This is a genomic window from Halobacillus litoralis (assembly GCF_009856415.1).
In the GTDB taxonomy this organism is placed as follows: Bacteria; Bacillota; Bacilli; order Bacillales; family Halobacillaceae; genus Halobacillus; species Halobacillus litoralis_C.
Genome location: NZ_WMEZ01000001.1, coordinates 1,040,145 through 1,066,729 on the forward strand (window position 1 = coordinate 1,040,145; position 26,585 = coordinate 1,066,729).

General features: G+C 45.8%; 28 protein-coding genes. 7 read left to right on the forward strand and 21 right to left on the reverse strand.

Going from position 1 to position 26,585, the window contains the following annotated elements:
* Window positions 1-44: 44 nt before the first annotated feature.
* The 5 genes from GLV98_RS05470 to GLV98_RS05485 all read right to left on the reverse strand — a co-directional run bounded on the left by GLV98_RS05470 (window position 45) and on the right by GLV98_RS05485 (window position 6,031).
* On the reverse strand, window positions 45-1,547 hold the full coding sequence (locus tag GLV98_RS05470) for a UDP-N-acetylmuramoyl-L-alanyl-D-glutamate--2,6-diaminopimelate ligase (protein WP_160912802.1): 1,503 nt from the start codon (window positions 1,545-1,547) through the stop codon (window positions 45-47).
* A 169-nt stretch (window positions 1,548-1,716) separates the two neighbouring features.
* Complete coding sequence (locus tag GLV98_RS19950) at window positions 1,717-1,863, reverse strand: hypothetical protein (RefSeq protein WP_202409894.1); 147 nt, start codon at window positions 1,861-1,863, stop codon at window positions 1,717-1,719.
* A gap of 372 nt (window positions 1,864-2,235) precedes the next feature.
* Window positions 2,236-3,072 (reverse strand): phytoene/squalene synthase family protein, encoded by an 837-nt coding sequence (locus tag GLV98_RS05475; RefSeq protein WP_160912804.1) that lies wholly within the window; start codon window positions 3,070-3,072, stop codon window positions 2,236-2,238.
* Window positions 3,073-3,074: 2 nt separating this feature from the next.
* Complete coding sequence (locus GLV98_RS05480; RefSeq protein WP_160912806.1) at window positions 3,075-4,550, reverse strand: phytoene desaturase family protein; 1,476 nt, start codon at window positions 4,548-4,550, stop codon at window positions 3,075-3,077.
* A complete protein-coding gene (locus GLV98_RS05485; protein WP_160912995.1) occupies window positions 4,547-6,031 on the reverse strand; it encodes a phytoene desaturase family protein in 1,485 nt (494 codons plus the stop codon). Before GLV98_RS05485 ends, GLV98_RS05480 begins: the two co-directional genes overlap by 4 nt.
* Window positions 6,032-6,308: 277 nt before the next feature.
* Between GLV98_RS05485 and GLV98_RS05490 the strand changes: the two genes are divergently transcribed.
* Together GLV98_RS05490 and GLV98_RS05495 are read left to right on the forward strand one after the other, a co-directional pair.
* Window positions 6,309-6,512 (forward strand): hypothetical protein, encoded by a 204-nt coding sequence (locus GLV98_RS05490; protein ID WP_160912808.1) that lies wholly within the window; start codon window positions 6,309-6,311, stop codon window positions 6,510-6,512.
* A 75-nt stretch (window positions 6,513-6,587) separates the two neighbouring features.
* Entirely contained in the window at window positions 6,588-6,713 is a 126-nt protein-coding gene (locus GLV98_RS05495; protein ID WP_160912811.1) for a YjcZ family sporulation protein, read from the forward strand.
* Between the two features lie 211 nt (window positions 6,714-6,924).
* Here the strand turns inward: GLV98_RS05495 and GLV98_RS05500 are convergent, their stop codons facing one another.
* The 9 genes from GLV98_RS05500 to GLV98_RS05530 all read right to left on the reverse strand — a co-directional run bounded on the left by GLV98_RS05500 (window position 6,925) and on the right by GLV98_RS05530 (window position 15,027).
* Window positions 6,925-8,880 carry a sensor domain-containing protein gene (locus GLV98_RS05500; RefSeq protein ID WP_160912813.1) on the reverse strand — a complete coding sequence of 652 codons (1,956 nt, stop codon included), beginning with the start codon at window positions 8,878-8,880 and terminating at the stop codon, window positions 6,925-6,927.
* Window positions 8,881-8,906: 26 nt separating this feature from the next.
* Complete coding sequence (locus GLV98_RS05505) at window positions 8,907-10,268, reverse strand: TrkH family potassium uptake protein (protein ID WP_160912815.1); 1,362 nt, start codon at window positions 10,266-10,268, stop codon at window positions 8,907-8,909.
* Window positions 10,269-10,432: 164 nt separating this feature from the next.
* Window positions 10,433-10,858, reverse strand: a complete 426-nt coding sequence (locus GLV98_RS05510) for a YwpF-like family protein (protein WP_160912817.1) — start codon at window positions 10,856-10,858, stop codon at window positions 10,433-10,435.
* A gap of 81 nt (window positions 10,859-10,939) precedes the next feature.
* A complete protein-coding gene (gene moaA / locus GLV98_RS05515; protein ID WP_160912997.1) occupies window positions 10,940-11,953 on the reverse strand; it encodes a GTP 3',8-cyclase MoaA in 1,014 nt (337 codons plus the stop codon).
* Between the two features lie 4 nt (window positions 11,954-11,957).
* Window positions 11,958-13,229 carry a gephyrin-like molybdotransferase Glp gene (gene glp / locus GLV98_RS05520; RefSeq protein WP_160912819.1) on the reverse strand — a complete coding sequence of 424 codons (1,272 nt, stop codon included), beginning with the start codon at window positions 13,227-13,229 and terminating at the stop codon, window positions 11,958-11,960.
* 231 nt (window positions 13,230-13,460) lie between these two features.
* On the reverse strand, window positions 13,461-13,595 hold the full coding sequence (locus tag GLV98_RS20225) for a hypothetical protein (RefSeq protein WP_272917276.1): 135 nt from the start codon (window positions 13,593-13,595) through the stop codon (window positions 13,461-13,463).
* An 81-nt stretch (window positions 13,596-13,676) separates the two neighbouring features.
* Entirely contained in the window at window positions 13,677-13,811 is a 135-nt protein-coding gene (locus GLV98_RS20230; RefSeq protein ID WP_272917277.1) for a hypothetical protein, read from the reverse strand.
* A gap of 118 nt (window positions 13,812-13,929) precedes the next feature.
* Entirely contained in the window at window positions 13,930-14,067 is a 138-nt protein-coding gene (locus tag GLV98_RS05525; protein WP_160912822.1) for a hypothetical protein, read from the reverse strand.
* Window positions 14,068-14,493: 426 nt separating this feature from the next.
* The gene (locus tag GLV98_RS05530; protein WP_160912824.1) at window positions 14,494-15,027 is read right to left on the reverse strand and encodes an HD domain-containing protein; all 534 of its coding nucleotides are present in this window, start codon (window positions 15,025-15,027) and stop codon (window positions 14,494-14,496) included.
* A gap of 204 nt (window positions 15,028-15,231) precedes the next feature.
* Between GLV98_RS05530 and GLV98_RS05535 the strand changes: the two genes are divergently transcribed.
* A complete protein-coding gene (locus GLV98_RS05535) occupies window positions 15,232-15,957 on the forward strand; it encodes an SDR family NAD(P)-dependent oxidoreductase (protein WP_160912826.1) in 726 nt (241 codons plus the stop codon).
* Between the two features lie 73 nt (window positions 15,958-16,030).
* Window positions 16,031-16,363 carry a hypothetical protein gene (locus tag GLV98_RS05540; RefSeq protein WP_160912829.1) on the forward strand — a complete coding sequence of 111 codons (333 nt, stop codon included), beginning with the start codon at window positions 16,031-16,033 and terminating at the stop codon, window positions 16,361-16,363.
* A 153-nt stretch (window positions 16,364-16,516) separates the two neighbouring features.
* Here GLV98_RS05540 and GLV98_RS05545 read toward each other — a convergent pair whose 3' ends face one another.
* Window positions 16,517-17,902, reverse strand: a complete 1,386-nt coding sequence (locus GLV98_RS05545; protein WP_160912831.1) for an MFS transporter — start codon at window positions 17,900-17,902, stop codon at window positions 16,517-16,519.
* A gap of 688 nt (window positions 17,903-18,590) precedes the next feature.
* Here GLV98_RS05545 and GLV98_RS05550 point away from each other — a divergent pair.
* Entirely contained in the window at window positions 18,591-19,154 is a 564-nt protein-coding gene (locus tag GLV98_RS05550) for an FAD-dependent oxidoreductase (protein ID WP_160912833.1), read from the forward strand.
* 46 nt (window positions 19,155-19,200) lie between these two features.
* Here the strand turns inward: GLV98_RS05550 and GLV98_RS05555 are convergent, their stop codons facing one another.
* Window positions 19,201-20,724, reverse strand: coding sequence for a glycine betaine uptake BCCT transporter (locus GLV98_RS05555; RefSeq protein WP_160912835.1), 1,524 nt, complete (start codon window positions 20,722-20,724; stop codon window positions 19,201-19,203).
* A gap of 200 nt (window positions 20,725-20,924) precedes the next feature.
* Between GLV98_RS05555 and GLV98_RS05560 the strand changes: the two genes are divergently transcribed.
* On the forward strand, window positions 20,925-21,314 hold the full coding sequence (locus GLV98_RS05560) for an SET domain-containing protein (protein WP_160912837.1): 390 nt from the start codon (window positions 20,925-20,927) through the stop codon (window positions 21,312-21,314).
* 246 nt (window positions 21,315-21,560) lie between these two features.
* On the opposite strand, the gene GLV98_RS05565 is transcribed toward GLV98_RS05560, so the two are convergent.
* Together GLV98_RS05565 and corA are read right to left on the reverse strand one after the other, a co-directional pair.
* Window positions 21,561-21,719: a hypothetical protein gene (locus GLV98_RS05565; protein ID WP_160912840.1), complete on the reverse strand. Its 159-nt coding sequence runs from the start codon at window positions 21,717-21,719 to the stop codon at window positions 21,561-21,563.
* Window positions 21,720-21,987: 268 nt separating this feature from the next.
* Window positions 21,988-22,938 carry a magnesium/cobalt transporter CorA gene (gene corA, locus GLV98_RS05570; protein WP_160912842.1) on the reverse strand — a complete coding sequence of 317 codons (951 nt, stop codon included), beginning with the start codon at window positions 22,936-22,938 and terminating at the stop codon, window positions 21,988-21,990.
* Between the two features lie 113 nt (window positions 22,939-23,051).
* Here corA and GLV98_RS05575 point away from each other — a divergent pair, with 113 nt between their 5' ends.
* Complete coding sequence (locus GLV98_RS05575; protein WP_237417032.1) at window positions 23,052-23,633, forward strand: GNAT family N-acetyltransferase; 582 nt, start codon at window positions 23,052-23,054, stop codon at window positions 23,631-23,633.
* 47 nt (window positions 23,634-23,680) lie between these two features.
* Here GLV98_RS05575 and GLV98_RS05580 read toward each other — a convergent pair whose 3' ends face one another.
* The 3 genes from GLV98_RS05580 to GLV98_RS05590 all read right to left on the reverse strand — a co-directional run bounded on the left by GLV98_RS05580 (window position 23,681) and on the right by GLV98_RS05590 (window position 26,442).
* Window positions 23,681-24,700 carry a DUF1835 domain-containing protein gene (locus GLV98_RS05580; RefSeq protein WP_160912846.1) on the reverse strand — a complete coding sequence of 340 codons (1,020 nt, stop codon included), beginning with the start codon at window positions 24,698-24,700 and terminating at the stop codon, window positions 23,681-23,683.
* Window positions 24,701-24,802: 102 nt separating this feature from the next.
* Entirely contained in the window at window positions 24,803-25,873 is a 1,071-nt protein-coding gene (locus GLV98_RS05585) for a copper resistance D family protein (RefSeq protein WP_160912848.1), read from the reverse strand.
* The gene (locus GLV98_RS05590; protein ID WP_160912850.1) at window positions 25,870-26,442 is read right to left on the reverse strand and encodes a copper resistance CopC family protein; all 573 of its coding nucleotides are present in this window, start codon (window positions 26,440-26,442) and stop codon (window positions 25,870-25,872) included. The genes GLV98_RS05585 and GLV98_RS05590 overlap by 4 nt, the downstream gene beginning before the upstream one ends.
* Between the last annotated feature and the right edge of the window lie 143 nt (window positions 26,443-26,585).

Consider the following 26,585-nt stretch of genomic DNA (forward strand, 5'->3'; position numbering starts at 1 on the left):
AAGCGCTCACACAACAAAAAAACCTGGAGTCAGGACTCCAGGTTTCATACAGGATTTTTAATTAATGGTTGGTTTTCAAAGTAGGAATCAATGACTTGAAGTTCAGAATAAGGAACCTTTTCATCTCCAATGATTTGGTAACCTCCAAATCCAATACCGGTCAGTAATACCACATCACCTGCCTCTGCAAGATCAAGCGCCAAGTGAATGCCTTCCTCTCGGTGCAGACGAGTATAAATGTGCGGGGAAGATGGGTGATTGAATCCTCGACAGACATCATTGACAACTTCTTTTCGGTCGGCATGTCCCGGCTGGTCGACGCTGACTATGATTTGATCCGCCACATGTTCGACGACCTTTGCCATGAGCGGCCGTTTCTTAGGATCCCGTAATCCAATTCCAGTAATCATGACGATCAATTGCCGATGTGGAATGTGTTGGACGGATTCTAAGACGTGTGACAATGCATCCGGGGTATGGGCATAGTCCAAAATGATTTGATAAGGGACATCCTGATCGACCATTTGAAAACGTCCTTCAGGTTTACGAACATCAGTGATGACAGAAAGGATCGAGGCGATTGAAAAACCCACCTGATGACAAGCGGCAATGGCCGCGAGTAAATTCGATACATTGTACTCTCCAAACACCGGAGCTCTGACCGTATATTTAGTTCCGAAAGCATCCATTTCAAAAGTGGTTCCCGTTCGGGTCGTATGGATGCAGGAGGCTTGAAGATCGGCAGGCTGACGAATACCGTACGTAATCGCTGGACCTTTAAACGTTTGGATGAGATCATCAGCCATTAAAAGATCATCAGCATTGATGACTGCTTGATGCGCCTGTTGAAACAATTTCATTTTCGCCTCTTTGTAGGCGTCCATGGTTTCATGGAATTCTAGATGTTCCGGGGTGAGATTGGTGTGGATCGCTACATTGAAGTGGATGGTTTCTAACCTTTTTTGTTCAAGAGCGATCGATGTGGATTCAATTACGGCTGCTTGCATATTTTTCTCACAAAAATATTCCAATACTTTATGGATATCCGGTGCTTCCGGAGTCGTCGGCACGGTCTGCTTGAAATCCGTTTTCTCGCGGTCATCCCAAATCCCTGCTGTACCGAGCGATCCTGTCCGAAATGAAAGGCTGTTTAAAATGGAATGTGTAAAAGATGCCACGGTCGTTTTCCCATTCGTACCCGTAACTCCAATCGTATGTAAAGATTCTGAAGGAGAACCACACACATGGGAGGACAATACGGCAAGCGCAGAGCGACTGTCCCTCACATATACAAAGCTGAGTTGGGGGTGTTTGGCTGCAAAAAGATCCAACACACCTTGATCCGTGCCGACAATCGTTTGGGCACCCGCCTCGATTGCCTGCCTGATGAATAAATGACCATCATGATGCTCTCCTTTAATGCAAACAAATGCATCGCCGGCTTCGATCTCCCTTGAATCATAGGACACGGAATGAATTTCCTGTTGATCAGGTCCTTGAATAGAACCGTCCAATAATTCGTCCAGGATGTACATTTTCTTTTTCATATCATCATCCTCTGTTCGCTAAAATCCGCTTTACTTCGATAAAGCAATGTATTCACCGCTTTTCCCACATTCGAGAATATTGAAACCTAACATCTCGAATTCAATAGGTTTTCCATAAAAAAGGCCGCGCCCGTACCGGCGCGGCCTTACCTTTATATAAGAAAATGGATTATAGAAGACGAATATGTGTGATTTTTGCTTGCGGGTTGCTTTTCAAATGACTTTCCCGTGCTTTTTCTTTATGAGAAGCGAAGACTGGGACTTGTTTCACGACACCTGATTTAGCTTGGTAATAAATTAAATATTTTTCTGCCATTCTACTCTACCTTTCCTGATTCATCGTTGCTACAAGTATTCGCATGAATGTAGAGGAATATACATGATGTTTGTCCTTGCGCGCGGTTGAGCGGTTCTTACGCGCGTTCCAGCGGTCTTGCGCGCGTTCCAGCGGTCTTGCGCGCGTTCCAGCGGTCTTGCGCGCGTTCCAGCGGTCTTGCGCGCGTTCCAGCGGTCTTGCGCGCGTTCCAGCGGTCTTGCGCGCGTTCCAGCGGTCTTGCGCGCGTTCCAGCGGTCTTGCGCGCGTTCCAGCGGTCTTGCGCGCGTTCCAGCGGTCTTGCGCGCGTTCCAGCGGTCTTGCGCGCGAATCACGCGCTGAAGGCGTGATTCGCGCGCAAAAGAAGAAGCAGCATCACTGCATATCGGCAATGATCTGCTTCTTCTCTTGATCTGTTACGTAATTGCGATGGTTGAACACTTGATAGCCATTTTTTCTTACAGTCGGAAGGATAGCCCGGTACATTTTCGCGGCTCCTCCTACTGGTGTGCGTGAATATAAAGGATAATCAGGTAAAGATTTCATCGCCTTGTCATAGTAGGTTTCGGCATCCAAAGCCAAATCTTCCCACATGCTAATGAACGCTTGATTGACCTTTTTCTCTTTCAGGTCAAAAAACGTGTAGCCATGACGATCCATCACATCCTGAGGTAAGTATATGCGGTCAATTTCCATGTCCTCGCCTATATCACGTAGTATGTTCGTAATTTGCATGGCGTAGCCGAGTTCAATCGCTCCTTGGCGGAGAGCACCGACTTTCCCTGGAGCGATGACAGGGAGAAGCATCAGACCGACGGTACTTGCGACATGATAACAATAATCTAATAAATCTTCTTTTGTACGGATGGTAGTGGGATACAGATCCATGCGTTGACCTTTGATCATGTCATAATAAGGCGCAGGGTCGATAGAGAACTGTCTGAAGACATCATCGAGCGCGAGCCAGGAAGGATCGGTGAGTTCGAGCTTCCCTTCCATGAACTGATCGAATTGTTGGGAAAAAGATTCTAGTTCTGCTTTAGGGTTAAGTCCTTCATCTACGATATCATCGACGCGACGGCAAAAGGCATAAATCGCCCAAACCGCTCTTTTCTGCTGTTTGGGCAGCATAGCGAATGCTTTGGAGAACGTTTTGGAATGCTTTTCGATTACTTTGCGACAATGATCGTATGCTTGGTTCAAGTCCGTCATCACTAAACACCTCGCTTGTAATTATGCCTTTCTTTGACCTCATATTGCAAATAATCTGCCAACAATTTTGCTCCTTGCATGACAATCGGTACGCCACCGCCGGGATGAATCGAAGCTCCGACCGCGTACACATTGCCAAGCGCATACGGCTGCAGTTGCGGGCGGAACACGCCGGATTGAAAAAGGGTTGGCGCAATTCCAAAACTGCCACCAGCATATAAGCCTTCGCGTTCGGCATCTTCTGGTGTCCTTACGTGCATCCATTCGATATGTTTTCTTAAATCCGGAAATCCCCGCGCTTCCATTTCATCGAGGACGCTTTCGACCAACTGATCTTTCTTCTCCCAGTCGACGGATTCTCCAGTAGGTACAGGAATCAAAGTATAGAGTACACCTTTTCCTTCAGGAGCGAGAGAAGGATCCACTAAGGATGGATGGAAGGTGTAAAACGACGGATCATCCGGCAATTGCTTTTCAACAAACACTTGCCGCATATGAAGGTCAAAGTCACGAGACATGAAAAACTGGTGGATGGAGTCATTTTCATAGGTGCGATCAAGTCCCATATAGAGCAGAAGACAGCCTGAGGAAGGGGTATATTTCCGTTGGAGCTGCTTTTCCGCGGGCATGATTTTGTCCATCAGAGGAAAATCCCCGTTCAAAATCAGCTCATCAAATGTGACCTTTTCCCCTCCGGCTGTTATGGAAGTCGCTCTATCTTTCTTTGTTTCCACACCGTCTACAGAAGTTCCTTTGAAAATCTGTACTCCTCTTTTTTCCAACTCTTCTTCTATGATCTCAACAAGATGAGCATAGCCGCCTTTCATGTACCAGATGCCGTGCTCATGTTCACTGTAAGATACGAGCGAATACATGGCCGGCGATTGTTCCGGATGACCCCCGATGTACAACGTTTGTAGCGTGTAGGCTTCCACGAGACGCTCATCATCGAAATAGCTGCGCATCATTTTCTTAACGTTCTGATAAGCTTTTAACTTGATCAATGTTTTCAAGTTTTTACGGGAAAAAAAGGTTCGTTTATCTACAAACGATTTTTCAAGGAACTGAGCTTTCCCTTGCAAAAAACGAGTGCGCATGTCACTTAGAAAACGGTCGAAATGAATTTCGTTGCCTGGGAACTTCTCTTTCAACTCCACTTTTTGCTTTTCAGCATCGGAGTATTTGTTGAACGTCGTCCCGTCTGGAAAATGGATGTGATAGAGAGGGTCGCAAGGGATTAATGGAATACGGTCCCTTGGGATGCCACCGTCTTCTAAAATACTTAGGAGCATTTCAGGCAAAAGAACGATGGTAGGACCTTGGTCGATCTTGAATTCTCCGTGTCGCTCGTAAGTAAGTCTGCCTCCAAGCACATCTTCCTTTTCATAAATCGAGACCTTCCGCTCAGGATCGTTGGATAAAAGGAGAGCTGTGACGAGCCCACCGATGCCTCCCCCGACAATCGTCGTTTTTATCATATCGGCTGCACCTCCTCTTCCCTGATCCATCCTGTCGTTATCCTGGCTGATTCAAGAATGGTCGGCAACCCGCTTCCTGGGTGGGTTCCACCACCGACGAGCCAGCAGTGATCGAGCTCCTGGAACCTGTTGTGCGGCCGGAAATACATCATCTGGGAAAGTTGGTGGCCAAGACTGAACGTCGCGCCCTGGTGTACGAAATGATCGGTTTGCCACTGCTTCGGTGTGAGGACTTTCTCTTCAACAACGTGGCTGCGGATATCGGTAAATCCAGTCTTTTTCTCGATTTCGTCATAGATCAACGATTTGAACGTTTCCTGTTTGTCGTCCCAGTCGATTTCAGAATAATTGTTCGGGACAGGAGCTAAAATATAGACGGCCGAATGCCCTTCTGGTGCGAGCGTGGGATCGGTCACACTTGCGTTATGGATATAGATGGAAGGCTCATCGGACAACACGAGGTCTTTCGTCATTTCATTCACATTCTTCTGGTAATCCTCAGCAAAAAGGATGGTATGGTGTGGCATGTCGTACAATTTATCAAGCCCCACATAGATCATGAACGTCGAGCATGAAAACTTCTTCTTCTGGAGCTTTTCTTTGGAATGACGGCGCAGGACTCCGTCATCGACTAAACGGGTCATCGCTTCAGCGAAGTCTGCATTGATGATGTATTCATCAGCGTTCACCGTCTCTCCCGAGTCGAGCACAAGACCTGTGATTTCTTTGCCTGATACGTTGATTTTTTGTACACCTTCATTTAAATGAATCAGTCCTCCGTGTTCCTCCGTCACTTTCGCCATCGCTTTTGAGAGTTGATTGACCCCTCCGATCGGGTGAAACACTCCCCACTCATGTTCCATATAAGAGAGGATAGAAAAGGCTCCCGGACATTCCCAAGGGGACATGCCTAAGTACTTCGCCTGAAAAGTGAACGCGACTTTAAGACGTTCATCTGTAAAGTAATCAGAAAGAACGTCATAAACGGATTTCCCTAGTGAAAGCTTAGGCAATGCTTTCAGGGCCCGTTTACTCATATAGTCGGTCAGTTTATTATGTTTGGTTTGCAAAAGAGGCATGAGCGCCTGCATCTTTTCCCTTGTGTCATTCATAAAGTTTCCGTATCCTGCCTCATTGCCCGGGAAATGCTCTGAGATTACATCAAGCATTTTTTCTCGTTCCCGGTACATCGGGACCCTTTTCCCATCAAATTGAAGTTCATACATGGGGGAAAGTTCTTTCAAATCCATATAATCGTGCACATTCCGCCCGGACATTTCGAAGATTTCCTCCATGATTTGAGGCATACTCAAAAATGTCGGGCCGATATCGAATGTATAATCCCCGAGCGAAAAATGTCCGTTCCTTCCGCCCACATAGGATTGTTTTTCATAGACATGAACGTCATAGCCTTTAGCTGCAAGAATCATTGCTGAGGCTAAGCCTCCAGGCCCCGCTCCGATTATGGCGATTTTCTTCATAACCATCCACCTTCTCTCCTGAACTTCTAATGTACAATCATTATACAAAATATGTACAAAGGCAGCCATTGATCCAACTTCACCAATGTGCTCTGCCAAATTTTCCATTTCTTTATACTCATTTTTTACCCTTCAGGCGGATGTTATAACCCTCTACTTTAGTAAAGTACTACTTTCGCTTCTTTCCCTCCATATCCCTGCTTACTATAAAGGTTGCATTGTTGACAAGGATAATTAAGGGAACCGAGGGGATAATATGGTCGAAGGAGGCATGGTTATGTATTCAAATCAAAGGATTTCCGGACCTTATTACCCTTCCCATTCGACCCACAACCCGCCTCACAACCAATACAGCAACGAGCAGTTGAACCATTGGTGTGAAGAGCTGGAGCAGTGTGAACATCATCAGGAGCAACAATCGGACAGCATGCACCAAAAAAGTAAAATCACAAAACTTTCTCCCCCGACTTTCATGATTTGATGAAGGTGGGTAGATGACCATACACAGTCCCTCCTCCGTGCATAGGCTACGAATGTAACAACAGGAGGTGAGCTTATGTACGGAGGCTATCCTTACGGAGGAAGACGGTGCCACAGACCACGACGTTACGGCAATAACTTCGCCTTGATCGTCGTATTGTTCATCCTATTGGTCATCGTAGGTGCAGCATTTTACTGCTAAACACGGATGATGCTTGAAAAAGAAAAACCAGCATAAGACGACGGACAGGAGGATGTGCTTTTCCCCAATACTTGTCCAGCGTCTTATGGAAGATGTAGAGGTGGACGCTGAAAGAGGATGGGAGAAGAGACAATTCTCTCCCTCTTTATAAGACTCATCTTTATTCTTTTTCCTAAAAAAGGACACAGCCCTCGCGGCTGTGTCCTTTTTGTCAGTGGATCGGTTTGTTTTCGAAGACTGTGATCAACTCTTCAGGCGGAAGTGGCTTGCTGTAGAAATATCCTTGGATCTCATCACACTTTTCATTCTTCAGAAAATCCCATTGTTCGGCGGTTTCTACGCCTTCTGCAATGACTTTCATATTCAATGAATGGGACATGTGGATGATCGATTTTACAATGGCCTGGTTTTGCTCCTGGTTTTCACTGATGAAAACTTTATCGATTTTCAGTTTACTCACAGGAAAACGGCTCAAGTATTTGAGTGATGAATATCCGGTCCCGAAGTCATCAATGGAGACGTGGACGCCAAGATTTCGCAGTTCATTGAGCGTCTGGATGATATATTCTTCGTTGGTCATCGCCATGGATTCGGTAATTTCAAGCTCCAAATACATAGGATCGAGGCCGGTTTCTACTAGGATCTGCTTCACCCGGTGTACGAGGTCTTTTTGTAAAAACTGCAGAGCTGAAAGATTCACACCAACAATGACGGCCGGATAACCTTCCTCCTGCCATTGTTTATTTTGACGGCAGGCTTCTCTTATGACCCAATCACCGATTTCGAAGATCTGTCCATTCTTTTCTGCGACTGGAATAAAAGTGGCCGGGGAAATTCTTCCTTTTTCCGGATGATTCCAACGAATCAATGCTTCAAGACCGACGATTTTTCCTGTGTGGATGCTTTTTTGTGGTTGGTAATGCAGTTCCAGTTGGTTGTATTTCAAGGCTTTACGCAGTTCTGAATCAATGGAAAGCATTTGTTCAAATTCTTTACTGATTGATGCGTTATAACAAAGGTAATCGTTTCGAAGCTGCTCTTTGACTGTATACATCGCACTGTCTGCCTGCTTGATGAGATCTCCCGCTGTCTTTCCATGATCCGGATATAGGCTGATTCCAATGCTTACTGATGTGTACAGCTCATACCCATCAATGACGACAGGCTTCCGGAAGCATTCAATCAATTTTTCCGCCAAAGCCTCTGCTTCAGTCTGATGTTGCACATGCCTTTGCAGGACAAGAAACTCGTCACCGCCCATGCGAGCAATGAATGTGTCAGCATCCTGATACAACTTCAATCTCGATGCACAGGCTTTCAAGAGTTCATCTCCGAAGGAATAACCGAGAGTGTCATTGATCTGCTTAAAATAATCCAGGTCGATGAAGTGGACAGCCAGCCCGTCCTTCTCTTCGATCGCCTCTTTGACCATATCCGAGAAGTAATAACGGTTAGGAAGATCCGTCAGTTCATCATAATAAGACATGAATTCAATTTTTTTCTCATTATGTACTCGTTCGGTAATATCCCGAACGATCGCTACGCGTAAAATACGGCCCCCCTGGGGATAAGGGTGGGCTAGGACTTCAATATAAAAAGGGGACCCATCTTTTTTGATCGCCTTCAGCACATAGGGCTGTTCAGGATAGCTGAGGAAAAGTTTAGAAAGCGCTTCGTGTTCATCCTCTTCAGTGAGTGTGAACGCGTCCTGTTTCATGATTTCTTCTTTTTCGTATCCGAACATATGGGCAAGCGTGTCATCACAATCAATGATTTTTCCATCTTCATGAATAACCAGGCCCTCAGATGGAACCGCCAACCGTTGATCCATCTTTTTCTTAACTTCCAATGTTTGATCGATCATCGATACGGGTTGGAGAAAAATCGCGTAGAGGGAACTGTTTTTCTCCAACTGCCGGCATTGCACGTTATACAACTGACCTTCTGTAGACGGAAGTTCCACCATTTTCGGGACCTCTTCCTTTTTCAGTTGATGGAAATCAAGAAGGTCGACGAGGGACTGGACATCCCCGTCGTTCAATTCTCCTGCTTTCTCATTGAATCGAAGCAGTTTCCCTTCTTCATCTACAAAAATCAGGGCATCATTCATTTGTTGAAAAATCCAATCATCAATCGGTAATGCAAGCTCTCTCAAACAGTCCGACATGTGTGCGCCCCCCAAACAGCTGTGTTCTAACCAATAATGATTCTCTCTCTAGGATAATGAAATTTCCCTTGAGCTTTGTCATGTTTCTTAAAGGAGAATAAGAACGTCAACAATCCAATCCGCCCTAGGAACATGAGCAGCATAAGCACGACTTTTCCAAAGGAAGACAGGCCTGGCGTAATACCGAGCGATAACCCCACGGTTCCGAACGCAGAGCACACCTCAAAAACAAGTTCATTCAGTGTGAAAGGTTCGGTGATCGTCAGAGTGATGACGGCGCTGAAGCAGACGAATAAGGCGACGATCGTGACGACAACCGCTTTATTCAAATCTTCAGGATGAACTTCTCTTCTGAACAACCGGATATTGTTCCCGCCTCTCGCAAACGTCAAAACGAAGATGACCACAAGGGCGAACGTTGTCGTCCGGATCCCGCCTCCCACACTACTCGGGGAAGCACCAATGAACATCAATGACGACATGAACAGCTGGGTCTGTTCTGTAAATTGATTGATATCCATCGTGGAGAGTCCACCACTTCTCGTTGTAACAGATTGGAACAAGGCATAAAAGAAAATTTCATGCCAGGACTTGTCTGCAAAGAAATGATTGCTTTCAAGAATGATGATCATGATCGTTCCCAACACGACCAAGGCAAAGAAAGTAAAGGTCGTCAGTTTGGCAAACAACGAAAAACGAATGGTTTTTTCTTCATGATTTTGCATCAAATATTGTTTGACTTCAATCAGAACCGGAAAACCGATCGCCCCTGCAATGATCAGGATGATGTTGATGAATTGGACAAAATAATCGTCGCGAAACGGGATCAAGGATTGGCCCGTAATGTCAAAGCCACCGTTCGTCATTGCACTGATGGTACCGAAGAAGCCCTGTAAATAAGCTTCACCTGGCTCATAGTACTGAAGAAAATACGTCCCCAGGACAAGAAAACCGACGAGTTCAATCACTAATACAACAATCACGATTTGTTTCACAAGTCGGACCATGCCGGCGAACGATGTCTGGTTTTGGTCTGTCATAATCAACCGGCGTTCTTTCAATCCGATTTTCTTCCCGAGCATCAACCAGATCAAAGTACCCAGGGTCATGACCCCGATCCCTCCGAATTGCAGAACGATCGCCAGGATGAAATAGCCCGTCGTACTGAACGTCTCGGCTGTCGGCAGGGTGGTCAAACCTGTGACACTGACCGCACTGACCGCCGTGAATAAAACATCGATGAATTCAACTTTGACCCCGTCCCGATGTGCCACAGGAAGGGCAATCAGTATGGAGGATATGGTTACTGCGACCATATAGTATAATGCGATTAATTGGAATGGCGATAAGTCATTCAGCCATCGCAGGCTCTTTCTTCTCACCCACATAAAGTAAAACTCCTTTGATGTTGCCAGGTCTAATGGATGTCTATCACCACTAATAGTATAGCAGTATATTCGACAAATTACTTCTGCTTTTTAAAAAATGTAAGACATTTGAACTAATACACACGTCGGAGGCGTCTGAGTATCAGACGCCTCCAATCGTATGCTTATGCTTTTGATTCCTGGCCACGCTTTTTGAATTCTTCTAAGAGGTCTTCTCCCTGATAGCCTTCATCCATCAATTGCTTTAGCACCCACTCCACTTGTTCCTGCTGCCGATCCACAATCGTACCCATGAAGATGACATTCATACGATCGCCAATCATGTTTACATCAATCGGTTTCACGAGAAAAGTCGCCGGGCGATTGCTTTGTTTCGTTATTTTCACTTGAATAATGATTTCTTCTTCCTTTTCTTTCATCGTTTCAAAGAAATCCCGATAATTTTCATCGACGTATGCTTCAATGACCCAACGACCGTGATCATCTTCTCTGTTGATGATCAAACCGTCTTCGAGCTTGATGCGTCTTTGAGTAATATCCTCGTGTTTCTCTTCCACGATATCCAATGAAATCAGTTTAAAGGTTTTCATTCGAATGACCTCCGAGAATGATAATTATCTCCATTATAGAACACGGAGAGGACTGGAGCAAAGACTGATTTCGACCTTTTTTTATCCTCCGATGTAGGACATTTCGATTTTATTCTCTTTCATCGGCTTTCCTTGGGCTCTGTCAACCGAATATTGATCCGTACGACCGGTCCATATCGCAAGCAAATAATCGGTAATCGTTTCATCGCTTTCCCCTTCTCGGAGCATGGTTTTCAAATCATATCCGGAAGAAGCAAACAGACAAGTAAACAGGTTTCCGTCCGCAGATAAACGAGCCCTCGTACAGCTCGAGCAAAAGGCTTCTGTCACGGAGGAGATCACCCCGATCTCTCCCGAACCATCTTCATAACGGTACCGCGAAGCCACTTCCCCATAGTAACTCGGATCCTGGGGCACGAGCGGCATTTCTTGGTGAATCTGTTCGATGATCCATTTTTTCGAAACGACGGCATCCATATTCCAGCCGTTGTGGTTGCCGACTTCCATGAATTCAATGAAGCGCAGCGTATCACCCGTTCCTTTGAAGTAACGTGCCATCGGGAGGATTTGGTCTTCATTCATTCCTTTTTTCACAACCATGTTGATTTTTATTTTCAAACCCGCATCTCTCGCGGCTTCGATCCCTTTCAACACCGGTTTCGTTTTGATTCCACGTCCATTCGTTTCCTGGAACACGTGATCCTCGATCGCATCAAGACTGATGTTCACACGGTCAAGTCCCGCATCCTTAAGCTTCTGAGCCTGCCTGACGAGAAAGACCGCATTCGTCGTGACGGCAATATCTTTGATGCCATCGATATCTTTTAGCCGGCCCACGAGATCCGCAAGGTCTTTCCTCATCAGCGGTTCGCCTCCGGTCAGACGTATCTTCTCCACTCCGAATTTCGCAAAGATCTCAGCAAGCCGAACGATTTCATCAAAACTCAGAAGTTCTTCTTTTGGTAAAAACGCATAATCCGGACCGAAGATTTCCGCCGGCATGCAGTATGTACAGCGGAAATTGCATTGATCGATCACTGATATTCTTAAATCTTTAATGGGACGACCGAGTTGATCAATGATGTGTGAATCGATAAGATCACCCCTCCTCGAAATATTTTTGTCCGTCTTGATTTTCTAAGAAAATCGCCTCTACAGCATCCCCTTTTTTAAAACCTCTCGTTCCTCTGGGAAGCACTAGAAAGGCATTTGTATGGGCTAAGGATGTCACGACATTCGACTTGTCCATCCCTGCAGGTGACACCATCACTTTTCCTTCCTCAAAGTGGATCTTCCCACGTACAAAACGGGTGAAAGGATTCGGTTTGGGGAAGTCCTCCCCGAGCGTCGCTTTGAGGCGTGTATGGAAAGGTTTCGGATTTCCAAGCAGCGTTTGAATGATCGGATAGGTGAATAGTTCAAAACCCACATAACAAGCAGATGGATTGCCGCTTAATCCATAAAGCAGCTGGCCTTCGAGTTCTGCGACGGTGGTCACACTGCCCGGGCGCATGGCAACTTTATTGAAAAGCACCTGTGCCCTCAATTTTTCATAAATGTCTGGCATGAGGTCGTAATCGCCGACAGATACGCCACCTGTCGTAATGAGGAGATCGTAATCATCCAATGAACGGGAAACTGCATCATAACAGGCGTCAAAATCATCCACCAGTTTCCCTAAAAAGTGACCCTCCCCTCCTGCCCGTTCAATTTGAGATAGTATCATCGGAGCATTGGAGTTGCGGATCTTGCCTGGTTGAAGGGGTTCATCAACGTCGAGCAGTTCTGTTCCTGTTGCAAAAACGCCGATTTTCGGCTTCCGATAAACCTGAACCTCTGGATAACCGAAGGTAGCGAGGAGTGCTTTCACACCAGGATTGATGCGCGTCCCAGCCTCGACGAGTACCGTCCCCTCTTCAGTCTCCGATCCTTGGCCAATAATGTTCTGATCCTTCTCCATTGACCGTTTTAATGTCATGTAAGAGGCGCCCTGATCTTCATAGGTCTGGCAGATTTCAAACATCGCGACACAATCCGCGCCCTCTGGAATTTCTGCCCCTGTCATGATCCGGACCGCTTCCCCTTTTTCCACCGGTCGACTTGCCAGCTGCCCGGCACCGATTGTTTCCTTCACATGAAAGTCCCCAGGGTTATCTCTGGATAATTCCTTTGTATCTTCTGAGCGGAGAGCGAATCCGTCATAAGGGGATTTGTTGAAAGGAGGAACAGGATGTGTGGCAAGTAAGTCCTCAGCCAACGTGCGTCCATCACTATTCTCAAGCGGGACGTTTTCGTACCTTCCTTCTTTTTTATAGTTCAAGACCCTGTTGACCGCTTCGGTGACAGGGAGTGGTTTTCTATGTAAGTTCATCTGCGATCCTTCCTTTAAAAACGTCTTCCTTTGAACATATAGGAATATTCATATTTTTTCAAAGATTGTCTATGTATGGTTGTGTTCTTTTCCCTGTTAGCTTGGAAAATAAACGCGACTCTTGTAGATTGTTGGATGAATCCGGCGCGTATATAAGGATTTTCGGTGTTTGATCAAAATCTGAAAGGTAATATAAAAAGCCCGAAGCAAAGGCTCCGGGCTGCGCTTTAGTTAAATAGGGTCGTACACATTGACGACGTGGTTGATTGCTGTCTCGTCCTGCTTTTTGCCACGTCTTTCTTCTTTGCGCGCATGCTTTTTCTCATTGCGCTTCGTTATTTTCTTATTTCCTGATGCCATGTTCATTCACTCCCCTCCTTCCTATTGTTCCAAGGAAGAAAGGATTTTATGACAAAACCTCTGCCTGTGCAGCAGAGGTTTGATCAATTATATTCCTGTGTATTTATTTTTCACATCATTGATTTTCTGTTCGATCTGCCGGCTGCGTCGTTTTGATTTCTCGACAGAGGCGACATCCGCACGTTCGATAATGATGGTAAAAAGAATCATATGGATTCTCATGTGTTTTCCTCCTCTTTGTACTGTGGCTACGCGGTATCCTTCTCAACATTCAACCAGTTCATAAAAGCCATTCTTAGCAATTCTCCCATTGTCATCATCTCCTTAGAATTTGTAGGTGTTACATGTAACGGCTGAATGCAGATTTCCGGTCAAGCCACTGGTCTTTGGCCGTCGGTCGGTATCCGGGTAACAGCTGATAACTTTTCTGTTTGTTTTTCGAAACGGTAATCGTAAAAATGAAAAATTGAATCGTCATGAAAATCACCTCTCCCCATAGTGTAATATTTATATCTAAAGAGTAAAATTACTCTTTGATAGCATAAGAAAAAGCCGCAGGGCATACTGCGGCTTTTGAAGAAATCTCTCCATTAAAAAAGCCACAGGAATACATTATGCATCTCCCGCGGCTCATATGAATGCTTTTTTATGAATAATCGTAGATCTCAGGAATGGATCTCCGCGCAGGTCGATGGTATGAAGTTGGTTTGTTTTTGTGTCATCCAGTTTTTCATGTTTGCCGACCTCGCTTTCTGAGAAATTTTTCTTACACTGGAAATTATATAGGACGTTTTACGGAAAGTAAAGCCCATTTCAAAAATATTCTTGACTTTTTTAGAAGGGCAGGAAATCCCTGCCCTGTCACGCCCCTGCTCTGATTCATTGTATGAAAGGCTACGGAACGTTATGCCAGCTCATCAGCATCTTCGAAATATTTTTCAATTTTTAAATCCAATTCGTGTAATCGCTTCAGGGCTTCGCTTTTGTCCATTTGTTTGTAGTGATGCAACCCCATCGGCTGCTCGTCCTTTTCATCGGCTTTCGCAACGACATGTTGAAGGGGTGTTCTTTTTTCTTCTAAACCAAAGGGTAAATAACTGTCCGTGTGGAGAAGAACAGCCACAGACACTTCTTTGGCGACGAGACGGTCTTCGCCGAGACGGATCAGGAGCTTATGCGCACGTTCTGCTCCCTTAATCGCATGGATGTCGGACTTCCGGTATTCATCGTAATCCCATTTGCCATCCCGGTACCACTCATAATGGCCCATGTCATGAAGCAAAGCTGATTTTGTAGCAAGATCAGGGTCCACTCCCTTTTTCACTGCCATATCAAACGCGTAGCCTGCAACGGTGACCGCGTGGTTGATGCCTGAGCGCTGCAAGTACTTTTGTGTAATGCGGTGTTTGAACACATCGACGAGTGTCACTCTTTTCATACGATCACCTCCGATTTTTTAAAAAAGATCATATCATGATTACCCATTCAGAACAAGGTTTCACTCATTGGGTTCGTCGCTTTAGGAGAGGGTGTTGGAGAAGAAAACGCTTGAAGTAGGAATGATCATCAAAGCTTTGTTTCACATCCATATGGAAGTTTACCCTATAATAGAAAAAGGAAACGATACCGGGGAGGGATAACCATGACAAAACAGAACGAAACCGTACTCATAACGGGCGTCGCTCAAGGCATTGGACGTGGATTAGCTATAGCATATGCAGAAAAAGGATATCGGGTGATCGGCTGTGATGTGAATGCAGATAAAGGCCGGAAAACGATGGAAGGTATGGATGGGATATTCCTGCATTGTGATGTGAGTGATCCAAAGCAGGTCGAAACTCTTTTTCAAAAAATCAATGAGCCTTTTTCTATTTTGATCAACAACGCCGGCGTGAGCGAGTTCAAATCGATGTTCGAGTTGGATGTAGATGAATGGGATCGCGTGCTGAATACGAACTTGCGCAGCTGTTTTCTTTTTTCAAAACTTGCAGCTGAACGGTGGAAGAAGGATGAGACTTCAGGACGAATCGTAAATATGGCGTCTACGAGGGCGTTTATGTCTGAGCCTGACTCGGAAGCTTACGCGGCAAGTAAAGGCGGCATTTTCGCCCTGACCCATGCAATGGCGGCTTCCTTATCCCCTTACAACATCCGGGTGAACAGCATCAGTCCTGGATGGATTCATGCGGGTGATCCTGATGAATTGAGAAACAAGGACCATGACCAGCACTTGTCCAACCGTGTAGGTACGGTCGATGATATTTCGAAAGCCTGCTTTTATTTGACGGATGAGGAGAATGCTTTTGTGAATGGAGAAAACGTGACCGTAGATGGCGGTATGACTCGAAAGATGATTTATGAACATTGAAAATGACGAAATGTTTAGTATAAGTTTTGTGCGGGTAGTAATATAGCAACAAAACATTACGGAGGTGACGACAGTGAATGAGCTGTCTTCTTACCAAATCACATTGAACCGCCCGTTAAAAACAAACCAGATTATGAAAGTGTACAAAACGATTTCGAAAAATGGGTGTGACTTATACTTACATCAAAATCAGCTGATTGCTGATGCTGGGCACCTTCCGAAATTATTATCATTTTTCTTATTCATGGACAAGGAAGAGTCGTTTGTCATGATTATCGACGGCGAGTGTGTCGATGACGTTTACAACGAAATCGAAGGCGAATGGCAGGATCATATTGCTGAAAGTACGTGCCGCAGAAAATACAATGATGCAATGGTCGAAAACGAAACTTCTATTTTGGTATAACTTTTGTACAATTATTATAAAATCCAATGTATGATGTAAATGTCGAATGATGATGCACCTTCTTCCCAGCGAAGGAGTGACCATCTTTGTCGCCCTGTCCATCTAGAGACTCCTTCGCATTCCTTTCATACATAAGACGAAAACCCGCTCCTTTTACAAGGAAGCGGGTTTCTTTTGTGCATAGGTCTGTTCTTTTTTATAAAAATTCAACCGGAACTGTAAGAATCCTAAGGCAATGATCAGGGCGAAGGCAAGGAAAATGTTGCTGTAAACCGCCGTGGTGCCTTCAAAACCAAACCAGTTGAACGGCTGGTTCGGGTTGAATACGTCGAGCGCTTTCCCGATCAAAGCCCCGCTCAGCGCACCGGATACGAAGTTGAGCAAGTTGAACACACCCATTCCAACCCCTGTTTCATTTTTGTGTAAAATGTTCGCCAGGATGTCAGCCGATGATGCCTGCACGAGTGGAAAACTCATATAGGCAATGATAATCGCTGCACTTACGATATACGGATGTGCTCCGACGAGTGTAGACAGCACGACAAATCCGGTTCCTAGTAAACCAAGAGCCATATAGAGAACGAACGTGTTCCCTTTGGAATCGACGAGATTCCCACCCTTTTGCCCCATCAAGGCTGCACTCAAAGCTCCAGGAAAAAGGACGAGACCGATCATCATCGTTCCGAGCCCATAGGCATCACGGAACATGATCGGCAGCATGAACATCATGCCAAACAAACAAACGACGCCTAGAAAACTTGTGATGATCGTTGCTCTGTACGGATTGCTTTTGAATAGATGAGCAGGGATGAACGGTTCTTCGATGGACTTCATCCGCCATAAATTTAAAACAAAGAATAAAACTGTAAATAGGAATAACCATGTGATTCCCAACGTAATACCAAGCATGAGCGTGGAAATCACCCCAGCGATCAAAGCGGCACCGACGTAATCGATGTACCCCTTTTTCGACTCTTCCTGAGGTAGGTTTTTACGTAAGAATGGCAAGGTAATGATAATCATTGCAGACGTTAAGAACAAATACCGCCAATCGAGGAAACCTGCTATGAAGCCACCCGCAATCGGGCCGACACCTGAAGCAAACGCCATCACAGAAGAAACGATGCCGAGCACTTTCCCCCGTTCATTTGGAAAATATCGAATCGGCGCTAAGAAAACGAGCGCTGGAATCATCGCTCCCCCTACTGCCTGGATCACCCTCGCTAACAGAACCATCCCATAGTTTTGAGCAAAAAAGCCGAACAAAGAGCCGGCACAAAAAATACTGAGGCCGAACGTGATCAACGTTCGATACGGATAGAAGTCGGCCAATTTCCCGTAAGTGAGCGCTCCGACGGCATAAACCATAATATATCCAGTCATGACCCAGCTGACTTCCGATGGCATCAATTGATAGGTTTTCGCTATATCAGGAACAGCAATGTTGAACATCGTTCCATTCATCACTGACATCATCATAACCGCGCAAAGGGAGATCAATAATCCCTTTGGGTTACGTACTTGTTGTTCTTCTTTCATGTTTTGATCCCCCTCCATTATTTCGTTACCCGAAATGATTCTACACGACATCCTTATCAAAAGCAACGGCCAAACGTTGGATATAGAAAATTCATTTCCACCTTCCTATTTATTTCATATATTTCTTGAAGACTTAGTTTCGAGACTTTTGTTGAGTGGATGGGGGCTACGGAGAATAGCTCGCTTTCCGCGGGAGCGCGGTGAGCCTCCTCGGACTGCGTCCTGTGGGGTCTCACTATGCACTTTTTTCCCGCAGGAGTCTCGCCATTCCCCTCCGCCCACTTGCCGAAAGAGGTTCTCGAAACTACTTTCCAGTTATAAGAGCTTTTATTATTAAGAATCCTATATCGGCGTAGATTAAGCAGGATTTCACAACACAATAGGCAAGTTCCTATAAGAGGGATTTCGAGAACCTCACTTGGTAAAGGGGCGGAGGGAAAAGGTGAGACTCCTGTGGGAAGTGCGTAGTAGATGAGACCCCGCAGAGCGTCAGCTCGAGGAGGCTCATCACTCGCCCACGGAAAGCGAACCTTTTCCCGGAGCCCCTAAACTCCCACAAAGCCTCGAAATCAAGTCTTACGCAATCCTTCCAGATTGTTCAATAAGTTTTCATAACCATACTGTCAAAATTTAAATGATCGGAAAATTCAGATATAATGGAGGAGAGACTTCAAAAAGGAGTGGTTGGATGTACGATGTAGCGATTATCGGTGCCGGACCTGCTGGTGCCAGTGCTGGACTTTTCACAGCAAAAGCCGGGAAAAAGACGATTCTTTTTGATAACGGAAAGAGCATTACGGCGAAAGCCTGGGTCGAAAACCACTACGGCGTCGACCCAATCGAAGGTCCGAAGTTATTGGAGCAAGGCCAGAAACAGGCGCAAAAATTCGGGGCAGACATCGTCCAGGATGATGTCATCGCCATTGAGGAAAAAGGAGAGCTCTACATCATTCAAACATCTGAAGGAAGTTATGAAGCCTCCCACGTCATTTTTGCGACAGGTATGTCTGTCAAAGCCGCAGAAGCTTTCGGGCTTGATATTGTCGAAGGAACGGAACCACGCGTGGCCAAAATCATTCAGACCGACGAACACGGACGCGCGTCCAAGCCGAAAGTATGGGCGGCCGGCACCGTTGCCGGGGTGAGTGTCCATACGATTGTTACATCTGGAGACGGTGCGAAAGTCGCCATCAATGTCATCAGTGAATTGAACGGCAAGCGTTATGTCGATCATGACGTGCTAGGTAAGTAATATAAACATAACGAAGCCCCCGATCTTTTTAGACCGGGGGCTTGTTTTATGACTTTTTATCATCCGGCGGGTTGAACCGCCCGACACCGAGTTCTCTACCTTCTTTGTAGATCGCCTTCACAAAACTGATGACCATCATCAACATGATGATCGAAAATGGCAAGGCTGCGATGATCATCGTATTTTGCAACGCCTGCAGTCCTCCTGTGTAAAGAAGAGCCAACGCTGTTGCAGACAACAACCCGCCCCATGTGAGTTTAATCGATGTTCCCGGTGTTTCGGAACCTCCCGTCGTCATCATGCCGAGGACAAAGGTTCCTGAATCTGCGGAGGTGATGAAGAACGTAGCAATCAGTGTCATGGCGACAATCGAAGCCAGCCAGCCGAGAGGTACATTAGAAAACACGCCGAACAGCGATTCCTCTGTAGCTAGAGATGAAATGGTGTCGATGGCATTGTGCTCCAGTTGAATGGCTGTACCACCAAAGGTCGCAAACCATAAGAACCCGATGATGGATGGGACCACAAGGACCGTGAAAACAAACTCACGAATACTCCGCCCTCTTGAAACACGGGCAATAAACACACCGACAAACGGCGACCATGCGATCCACCATGCCCAGTAAAAAATCGTCCACGCATTAATCCATTCGCGTGTTTCCTGATTGAGGGGCGCAATCCGGAAGCTCATGGTAGGCAAGTATTGAAAATAGGCGCCGATCGAACTTGTGAAAATGTTTAAGATGAACATGGTCGGTCCTACGATGAAGACAAGAAGGAAAAGGAGACCGGCAAGTGCCATGTTCGCATTGCTAAGGATTTTAATTCCTTTCCCTAAGCCCGTCCAGGCGGATATCATGAACAGAACAGTAACGATCGCCACAATAATGAATTGAACAACGATGCCGGTCGGAATATCAAAAAGATAGGAAAGTCCTCCATTGATCTGCACGGCACCAAACCCAAGTGTCGTCGCAACCCCGATAACTGTTGCGATGACCGCAAGTATATCGATGACTTTACCAAACACGCCTTCTGCCGCCTTTTCCCCGATCAACGGTTTTAATGTGGCACTAATGAGCCCGGCATGGCCGTGACGGAAATTGAAATAAGCGAGCACGAGCGCAACGATGCCATAAATCGCCCATGCATGAATGCCCCAGTGGAAGAAGGTGAACCGCATCGCATCTTTGATCGCTTGATCAGTCCCTGTCTCCCCCGTCGGTGAACTGATGGCATAGTGACTGATCGGTTCCGCCGTACCCCAGAACACGATACCGATTCCCATTCCAGCACTGAAGAGCATCGCAATCCAGGTCGGGCGCGAAAACTCCGGCTTCTCTCCTTTTTTTCCTAACTTGATTCTTCCAAGTGGGGTAAAAAGGAATGTGAGACAGACGAGGACAAAAAGTGTGACGACGATGAGGTAATACCAGCCCAGTTTATTGGCGATGAAGCTCTTGACGTTTGTCGTCACCTGCTCTAAACCATCCGGCCAGACGATTCCGATGATGACAAGCACAAGCATGATTCCAGCTGAAATTTTGAAAACCGTATTGAATTTTTTCATCAGCAAGCGATCCCTTCCAAAAAAAGATTGTTAGAGATAGTATCTTTCCACCTGCTTTTCCTATTCTCGCCCGAGGAAAACTGAAAAATAAGAAAGTTGCTTTCCATTCCGATACCTGTCAGACTTGAATAGGCAAAGACACAAGAATATCCGCCAAAACGGATCGCTTTTATAGAAGAAAAAATCACGGAGGTGAGACGATGATCGAAGTACGTACGTCTACACTTGAAAACGAAGAATTGAACCGCGGCATTTTCGCCAAAAGGGATATCGCCAAAAATGAGCTGATCCACCAGGCTCCTGTCATCCCTTATCCAAATGAAGAGCATGTCCACATTGAAAAAACCCGACTGGCTGATTACGCTTTCGAATATGGCGAAAACCATACGGCCTTTGTGCTCGGCTATGGAATGATGTTCAACCACTCCTACGAGCCGAACGCCAACTATGTCATCAATTTCGAGACACACACGTTTGACTTTTATGCCTACAAAGATATCAAAGCGGATGAAGAAGTGTACATCAACTACAATGGTTTTGTTGATGAGCAGGAACTTCTTTGGTTCGACCAGGACGAAGAAGAATCTTAACTGAATATCAAAAAACGGTCGTGACTTTTCGTCACGACCGTTTTTTTAGCGAGGGCGGCGCTCCTGGATATCGATAGAGATTTCAAAGATGTTGATCATTCCGGTCATCTCCTTTGTTTTCTTGTTACTTTAAGTATAGAGCGCCTCCCTCTTCTTTCTAACGGCCGGTGGAGTGATTTCCATTCATCCTCTGGACCGAAAAAGGACGGAGGATAAAAGCCCATGCCGCTTCCGCCCTCTTTTTCTTCAGCGCTCTTGAGTGGGAGGGCAAGGTGCTAATAAATCCGGGAAAGTCGCTAATATAATCGCAAAAGCTGCTAATAAAACGCCCAAACCTGCTAATATAACATCAAAAGTCGCCAATAAAGCGGCTGAACCTGCTAATATATCCGTCGCACCGAACACGACAACTCCCTACCACTAAAAAACGCTCGCGACCTCTCAGTCACGAGCGTTTTCTTCTATATATTCAGCGAGGGCGGCGGTCCTGGATATCGATAGAGACTTCAAAGATGTTGATCATTCCGGTCATCTCCTTCGTTTTCTTGTTACTTTAAGTATAGACCGCCCCGCTTTTCTTTCTAACGGCCGGTGGAGTGATTTCTCTTCATCCTCTGGACTGAAAAAAGACGGAAGCCAACCGCCCGGGTGGCTTCCGTCTTACGTCTGAGATTCAATCAAACCAGCCTTTGTTTCTGAACCAGATGAACATCGCAATCGCAACAGCAATCATCACTCCCCAGACGACAAAATAGCCATATTCCGTCTGCAGCTCAGGCATGTTGGCAAAATTCATCCCATACACACCAACGATAAATGTGAGCGGCATGAAGATGACGCTGATGACGGTGAGAATCTGCATCGTCCGGTTCGTTTCGTGGGAGTTCAAGGACAGGTAGCTGTCCCGGATATCCTGGGTCATTTCCCTGTTCGAGGCAACCATGTCGGCCACTTTGATCAAGTGGTCATGGATATCCGCGAAATATTCCCGTCGATCAAACACCCCATCCAAGTGCCTCGTGTTCAAGATACGGTACAGCAAGTCTCTCATGGGGTGAATCGTCTGTCTCAAGGTCAGCAACTCACTGCGCCGATCAAACAATTCTTCGAGCAGCTTTTCCATCGACAAATCTTTCGTGTTGTCCTCGATTTCGTTGATATGGTCCTCAATTTTATAAATGATCGGAAAATAATGATCGACGACCTTATCCAGGATCTGATGAAAGACATAATACTCGTCGACATCCTCATGCAACTTGTTATTCTTCACGATCCTTTTCGCTTGTTCCAGCGGTTCATTCTTTTCCTTATGAAAAGTGACGATGGAACAATGACCGAGAAAAACGTTGATTTCCTCCCGCTCCAGCGTTCGTGGATTCACAGAATGAACAACGATGAAGCTGTGATCGTCATAATAATCAAGTTTCGGTCGCTGCAGCCCATGCAAGCAGTCTTCCACCGCCAATGGGTGAAACTCGAACGTCTTCTCTAAAAGCGTCACTTCCCCTTCGGTCGGTTGATTGAAGTCGACCCAATACCAGTCCCAGTCCCCACTGGAAAGTTCTTCAATGGAAAGGTCATCATGCAATCCTGATTCTTTACTATAAGCCATAACCTCAATCATGCGTTTCACCTACCTATGTACGTCTTATTCTTTTATAACCGTAAACGAAATTATTCAAACAACCATTCTCACTTGTGGTACGATGGAAGAAAAGACGGAACGGAGGCATGCGGATGCTGCAACGATTGAAAAGCGACGAGCATTTGAAAGGGCAACGGGTCACATTAAGGGTTATCAACGAAAAAGACATTCCCGTCTTGTACCAGTTGATCTACAATGGCGATGAACCGGAATGGAAAAAGTGGGATGCGCCCTATTATCCGCTCGAGCCTCATACCCTTGAAAGCTATCGCAGTCACGAGAAAGCCCGCATCAACAGGCTCGGGCCGAACGAACCCGACTCACGACTCATCATTGAAGTAGACGGAAAGACCATCGGTACCGTCACCTATTACTGGGAGCACAAACCTTCCCTATGGCTCGAAGTCGGCATCGGCATCTATGATCCCGACTATTGGAACGGAGGCTACGGATCGGAAGCCCTCGAGATCTGGGTGGATTACCTTTTCCGCACGCTCCCCCTTGCCCGGGTCGGTTTGACGACATGGTCCAAAAATGAGCGGATGATGCGTGTCGGTGAAAAACTCGGCATGAAAGTTGAAGGCCGGTTGAGGAAGTGCCGCATTTATGAGGGACAGTTTTATGATTCCATCCGCATGGGTGTCCTTAGGGAAGAATGGATGAAACGTGCGTAAAAAACGCTTGGCTTAATTAGGCCAAGCGTTTTCTTTTCTCTATCCTTCTAAACGTCTTGTTGTGGTTTCCATTTCACTTCATAATACCTCATCCCTCTCGGAACACCTCTAATCAGGAACTCCCCCTGCAAGACAAGTTCACGGACTCGGTACTCGAAAAAGCTGTCCCCGACGACTTGTGACGAGTGCCCCAGCACTTCCCCAATTAATCGGGCCGCTTTCATGTAATCTTCCTTATCACTCTCATCCTGCAACCTTTTTAAAGATTGGATGAGAGTCGCATCAAAATAGTCTTCCGTAGTGGATTGGATGCCTTTGTCCCACACTCGGAGATTCGCATTCTCTTCGGATAAAGCCCGCCATTCGTCCAGGTAGGTTTTCATGCACTCTACGGACACCGGACGACTTTGGGAACGTTCCAACAAACGCACAAAGCGTTCAGGAGACAGTTCCCCCGTGTGAAGCGGAAACTCTAAAACATCCGTTACTTGTACCGTATCCATTTCGTTGGGTTTATTTTTCAAAAGATGCATAACAAAACGAAGCCCGGTCTGTTCATGAGCATTGGTACCGGCCCAGATCGTGATAGGCACCCCGCCTGGTATGGACCTTAAGTTTTCAATGGTCTTCAGGGAATCTTCTACCATGTGCACCCATTGCTCATCGTCCATGACAAGATGATAGAACAGCCATTCCTTACGCTTTCCGATGCCTTCTTCTTTATCCAAATCCTGAATGGGCCCAATAGAATACATCGAAGAAAAAGCTATGACTTCTTCCCTCGTCTCTTTTTGGTTCAAAGCAAGTTGCAAAGAGCCTTTCGTAGATTCACTAAAGACGATATGTATGCGCTCTACAGCGTTCCCTTCCTCAGCTTGGAAAGGAGTCAGACGATCGTCACACACCCGTTCCGTTCTTTTATTCATTTCTTTTATCCGATCGAGCCATTCTTTCTCTGAAATCTTCCCCGCTTCTACATAAGAGAAGAGCGTCCATTGATGGAGAAGAATGGTGCGCATCTCATCTTCCATCAATACTTCAAGCTTTCTTTTCATAGATCGATCCATTTCCTAACTCCTTTAAAAAAGTAATAAACGTGAATACGATTGAGCAGGACTGGTGGTTTCATTTCATAAAAAAAAAAAACGGACACCCGCATAGGTGTCCGCTTAACTCAGTGATACACTGCTCATAAGACCAAGGTATAAGCACCATACAACCATTGCACTGATGAAAAAAGTACCCGCCAGCGAGTTGCGCTTGATCATCACCCCTGTAAACAGCAGGAAAATAAACGACAAAGCCAAAGAGGCTACACTAATCAGATTCGGTGCAAGGGTCAATGGGCCGACCCCGTCAACCGTTGTAAAGAGACGAAACAGGACAGAAGGTTCCTGTTGCTCCAGTGTTTGTGCAATATTATGCGGCGTTTCCTGTTCAGTCATGTATCCTGTAATCGTATAGACGAAAACCACCAGAATACTTTCCGCTTTCCACCAGCGTTTGGGTGAGAAATCTGGGTCTTCCGCTACTAAGCGCTTCATGAGAAAACCATTGACGAAAGCAAACAACAGGAGAACAATAAACAAAAGATGTTTGACCAACAACGCCTGACCATAGGAAAGCATCCATGAACCTACGATACTCTCTGATAATAGTAAACTCATGGCTACTCCAGTCAACATGATCCATACCATGCAGCCGATGGCTACCTTCGTAAACCAGTTCACAAAGGATTCCCAACGGTGCTCCCGATCAGAAAAAAAGCTCACTACGAGTAATATCCCGGACCATACACCTACAGCGATAAAATGAATCGTATGAAAGAGTGCCCCTTGAAGAGAATTGGTGCTCGCGGAATGCCCCGTAATACTTTGAGTGAGAATCATCCCCACAATGAATAATAAACTGAATGAATAGACGATTTTAGGACTTTTAACCGTATTCAATAAAACCACATGAAGAACAGACAAGGAAAATAGAAGAAGCCATGCCTGTCCTCCCTTTAACTGGGTAACCACATGAATAAGACTCGACAAAAAGCTGCCGTCGCGATATCCCTGAAGCATGACGGATAACTCTATAATTGGAAATAGAGCTAAAACAGGCACAGTCAGAGTGACAAGTGTCCAAGTCTTTTTACGATGAGCAAGCTTTTCATCCGAAAGGGACAAGATACTTGCTCCGATAAGAATGGAGAGACAAGCATAGAGACCTCCATTAGTTAACGCATGAATCATGACTTTTTCCTAATCCCCAGAAATACAAGCACAGCCGTAACCAAAATTCCGAATCCAAGTACTGGTACAATCCAGACCATTGATTCATTCCCCTGGTTGGACGCTGCCACTTGGTCACTTTCAGTAGCTTCTCCGCTCGTGTTTTCATCTTCACCTGAAGTGGTTGATGGTTCCTCTGTTTCGGTGTCCTCTTCAGGTGCAGTTGCCGCTTCTTTCACTGTATAGGTATAGGTCAACTGATTTTCCATGACGTGCCCGTCTTCCCCGATGATGCTGTAGAAGACCTCGATGTCCCCACTACCTACTCCTTCAGGAATACTGAATTCAATGACATTTTCAGGGGAATGGGTATAGCTTTCTATTTTGAAATCCTCCCCATCTTCGCCTGTAACCGTCAGGTCGGTAGGCTCCTGCACTTTTGAGTCAAAGGTGAGCGTAACAATTGGGTTTTCAGGGGTTAACGCCCCTCCTGATTCAGGTTCTGAGCTTTCAAGATGAGTGTGTGCCCCTACCATCGTTGGCAGTGCAAATACAATAAGTAAACAAAACATAATAGGTATATATTTCATGGTCCTACTCCTTTTTCTTTTATAAAGACTACGAATTCAAAGGAGCGATGGTTCACTCCATCTCTCATTTAATCAGAGCAAGGATAGGAATACCAGAGGAAAACATGGACAATTTGGTGAACAATAAAACCTCGATACACGAG

Bases quoted from the DNA above. Each gene is read 5' to 3' on its own strand.
- GLV98_RS05470 (WP_160912802.1), bottom strand. From the start codon at position 1,547: ATGAAAAAGAAAATGTACATCCTGGACGAATTATTGGACGGTTCTATT.
- GLV98_RS19950 (WP_202409894.1), bottom strand. From the start codon at position 1,863: ATGGCAGAAAAATATTTAATTTATTACCAAGCTAAATCAGGTGTCGTG.
- GLV98_RS05475 (WP_160912804.1), bottom strand. From the start codon at position 3,072: ATGACGGACTTGAACCAAGCATACGATCATTGTCGCAAAGTAATCGAA.
- GLV98_RS05480 (WP_160912806.1), bottom strand. From the start codon at position 4,550: ATGATAAAAACGACGATTGTCGGGGGAGGCATCGGTGGGCTCGTCACA.
- GLV98_RS05485 (WP_160912995.1), bottom strand. From the start codon at position 6,031: ATGAAGAAAATCGCCATAATCGGAGCGGGGCCTGGAGGCTTAGCCTCA.
- GLV98_RS05490 (WP_160912808.1), top strand. From the start codon at position 6,309: ATGTATTCAAATCAAAGGATTTCCGGACCTTATTACCCTTCCCATTCG.
- GLV98_RS05495 (WP_160912811.1), top strand. From the start codon at position 6,588: ATGTACGGAGGCTATCCTTACGGAGGAAGACGGTGCCACAGACCACGA.
- GLV98_RS05500 (WP_160912813.1), bottom strand. From the start codon at position 8,880: ATGTCGGACTGTTTGAGAGAGCTTGCATTACCGATTGATGATTGGATT.
- GLV98_RS05505 (WP_160912815.1), bottom strand. From the start codon at position 10,268: ATGTGGGTGAGAAGAAAGAGCCTGCGATGGCTGAATGACTTATCGCCA.
- GLV98_RS05510 (WP_160912817.1), bottom strand. From the start codon at position 10,858: ATGAAAACCTTTAAACTGATTTCATTGGATATCGTGGAAGAGAAACAC.
- glp (WP_160912819.1), bottom strand. From the start codon at position 13,229: ATGAACTTACATAGAAAACCACTCCCTGTCACCGAAGCGGTCAACAGG.
- GLV98_RS20225 (WP_272917276.1), bottom strand. From the start codon at position 13,595: ATGAACATGGCATCAGGAAATAAGAAAATAACGAAGCGCAATGAGAAA.
- GLV98_RS20230 (WP_272917277.1), bottom strand. From the start codon at position 13,811: ATGAGAATCCATATGATTCTTTTTACCATCATTATCGAACGTGCGGAT.
- GLV98_RS05525 (WP_160912822.1), bottom strand. From the start codon at position 14,067: ATGACGATTCAATTTTTCATTTTTACGATTACCGTTTCGAAAAACAAA.
- GLV98_RS05530 (WP_160912824.1), bottom strand. From the start codon at position 15,027: ATGAAAAGAGTGACACTCGTCGATGTGTTCAAACACCGCATTACACAA.
- GLV98_RS05535 (WP_160912826.1), top strand. From the start codon at position 15,232: ATGACAAAACAGAACGAAACCGTACTCATAACGGGCGTCGCTCAAGGC.
- GLV98_RS05545 (WP_160912831.1), bottom strand. From the start codon at position 17,902: ATGAAAGAAGAACAACAAGTACGTAACCCAAAGGGATTATTGATCTCC.
- GLV98_RS05550 (WP_160912833.1), top strand. From the start codon at position 18,591: ATGTACGATGTAGCGATTATCGGTGCCGGACCTGCTGGTGCCAGTGCT.
- GLV98_RS05555 (WP_160912835.1), bottom strand. From the start codon at position 20,724: ATGAAAAAATTCAATACGGTTTTCAAAATTTCAGCTGGAATCATGCTT.
- GLV98_RS05560 (WP_160912837.1), top strand. From the start codon at position 20,925: ATGATCGAAGTACGTACGTCTACACTTGAAAACGAAGAATTGAACCGC.
- corA (WP_160912842.1), bottom strand. From the start codon at position 22,938: ATGATTGAGGTTATGGCTTATAGTAAAGAATCAGGATTGCATGATGAC.
- GLV98_RS05575 (WP_237417032.1), top strand. From the start codon at position 23,052: ATGCTGCAACGATTGAAAAGCGACGAGCATTTGAAAGGGCAACGGGTC.
- GLV98_RS05580 (WP_160912846.1), bottom strand. From the start codon at position 24,700: ATGGATCGATCTATGAAAAGAAAGCTTGAAGTATTGATGGAAGATGAG.
- GLV98_RS05585 (WP_160912848.1), bottom strand. From the start codon at position 25,873: ATGATTCATGCGTTAACTAATGGAGGTCTCTATGCTTGTCTCTCCATT.
- GLV98_RS05590 (WP_160912850.1), bottom strand. From the start codon at position 26,442: ATGAAATATATACCTATTATGTTTTGTTTACTTATTGTATTTGCACTG.